This is a genomic window from Streptomyces sp. NPDC001156, assembly GCF_053598275.1.
The window spans coordinates 1-2169 of record NZ_JBSFJX010000470.1 but is presented as its reverse complement, the minus strand read 5'-3'; the positions used below and the strand labels follow the sequence as shown (position 1 = coordinate 2169).

3 protein-coding genes are annotated in these 2169 nt (G+C 70.7%); all 3 read left to right on the top strand.

The window, feature by feature from the left end; all coding sequences use genetic code 11:
• Nucleotides 1-259: 259 nt before the first annotated feature.
• The 3 genes from ACWDA7_RS52265 (at nucleotide 260) to ACWDA7_RS52255 (ending at nucleotide 2141) form a co-directional block, all read left to right on the top strand.
• Nucleotides 260-478, top strand: coding sequence for a hypothetical protein (locus ACWDA7_RS52265; protein WP_450615196.1), 219 nt, complete (start codon nucleotides 260-262; stop codon nucleotides 476-478).
• Nucleotides 471-851, top strand: a complete 381-nt coding sequence (locus tag ACWDA7_RS52260; protein ID WP_361002271.1) for a DUF2267 domain-containing protein — start codon at nucleotides 471-473, stop codon at nucleotides 849-851. The genes ACWDA7_RS52265 and ACWDA7_RS52260 overlap by 8 nt, the downstream gene beginning before the upstream one ends.
• A 141-nt stretch (nucleotides 852-992) precedes the next feature.
• Nucleotides 993-2141: a hypothetical protein gene (locus tag ACWDA7_RS52255; RefSeq protein ID WP_450615194.1), complete on the top strand. Its 1149-nt coding sequence runs from the start codon at nucleotides 993-995 to the stop codon at nucleotides 2139-2141.
• The last annotated feature ends 28 nt before the right edge of the window (nucleotides 2142-2169 follow it).

Sequence of the window (2169 nt, the reverse complement as noted above, 5' to 3'; positions counted from 1 at the left end):
GTCGAGGGCGTAAGACCGCCGGGGCCGCTGGACCCAGAGGCTGCCTGAGCCGTAAATCCCCGCTCAGCCCTGGAGGGTGGAGAATCCCCTCCCTCAGGGAGGGGAGCCTTCAATTGAGGGCGGCAACTCGTCTGGTCCCTCATCGCCATCATGGCGGGCACCGTGATCGGCACCTTCTTCATCGCCTTGTACTCGGCCCAGGCCCGCAGCTGGGGCTGCCCCACCGGTCGCGGCCGAGTTCGGCTACGTCGGCGCTCTCATGGTGTGGCTCTTCGCCTATGTGCAACACGACGGACACGACGGACTCAACCTGGACGGCGAGGCCCTGCACACCACGGTGCACGGAGGCGTCAAGCTGTGGGTGGTCGTGGTCACCGCCGTCCGTGCGCGGGCGCAGGCCGGGTCGGCGTGGCAGGCTTGCAGGGGGTTCGCGCCGTTCGTCGCAACACAGCAGCGAAGGAGGACGACGCATGGATGAGCAGGAATTCGTCCGTACCGTCGCCGAGCGCACCGGACTGAGCCGGCAGGAGGCGGCGGACCTGACCTGGGCCACGCTCGAGACGCTGGCCCATAGGCTGAGCCCCGGGGAGGCCAGGGACCTGATCACCGAGCTCCCCGAGGGCCTCGCGGAGGCGGTGCGCCGGGGAACCACCGACCGCATCGAGCGCTTCGGCCAATACGACAGCGTGCGGCGCGTGGCCGAACGCACCATGCTCAAGGAGGAGGAAGCCGACCGGGGTGTGCGGACCGTACTGGCCGTGCTCCGGGAGGCGATCAGCGAGAAGGAGTTCAACGACCTGATGTCGCAGCTTGGAACGGACTTCTCCCAGGCCCTCGAATCCCCCGGGTGACCCCGGAGCCTTCGGCATGGCGCCCGCGTCACGGCGCCGGCGGCCCGGACGCTGCGTGTGTGCCTGGGCAGGGTGGGTGACACCCGCGGACCGCTGGCCCGCGCGGCCGCCATGGCGCGAGGCGCACACGAAGGTGTGGTCATGACGGCTGACGTGCCCGAGAGGTCCCCCGGCAGATCCGTGCGCGTCGTACTGGTGGCCAATCCCGGTCTGCCGTCGGAGATCGCCCGGGCTCTCGCCCCCCGGTTGCCCGACCATCTCCGCCGGGCAGTCCGTGCTCGGGTCGGATGGCAGGTCGATGCGATGACCGCCCCGCTCAGCGGGAGCGAACAGGCCGACGTCTCCGACATCGCCGAGGCCGTCAGAAACCACGTGGACGGTGCCGAATGGGACGTGGCGATCTTTCTCACCGACCTTCCGCGGCGGGCCCGGCTCTACCCGATCAGCGTCGAGGTCGACACCGCGCTCCGTGCCGCGCTCATCTCCCTTCCCGCCCTTGGGGTCCGCCGCCTTCGGCGCCGGGTGCGGCAGGCCGTCGTGGATGTCGTCCGAGAGCTGGTCGCGCACGAGGAGACGCCCAGGCACCCGGAGGTGATCGGCCGCCCGCCGCGGGAACCGGTACCGGACACCCGTCCCGGCCCCGAGCAGCCCCGGCGCTACGTCGTGCCCGGCCTGCGCGGCCACGCCCGACTCGTCGCCGGCATGGTGTACGCCAACCGCCCCTGGCGGCTGTTCGGCTCCCTCTCCCGGGCCCTGGCGGGCGTGTTCGCCACGGCTACGGTCCTGTTCATCAACAGCGCCACCTGGAACCTCGCCACCGCACTCGGCGCCGTGCAGCATGCTGTCATCACCGCTGTGTCCGCCGTCGCTCTCACCCTGTGGATCATCGTCGACCACCAGCTCTGGGAGCGCAGCACCCACCTCCCTGCACGGCACCACCCCCTGTACCCCTACAACCTGGTCACCCTGGTCACCATCGCGCTCGCGGTGGTGGTGCTGGCCACGGCCCTGTTCGTGACTCTGGTCGCCGTCTCCTTCCTGCTGCTGGACGCGTCCGTCCTGCGCAAGTTCATCGGACGGCAGGTCGGCGTCGGCGACTACCTCTTCCTGGCCTGGTTCATCACCGCCATCGCGATGATCGGCGGGGCCTTCGGCACCAGCCTCGAAGGGGACGAGAAGGTGTCCGACGCCGCCTATGGACGACGGCAGCGTGAGCGTCAGCGGATGCTGCGGCAGATGTCGCGGCCGGAGCGAGGCGGACGCAGGGGGCCGGACACCACCGACGGGTGACGCCCGGGCCGCGGCCCGGGCGTCACAG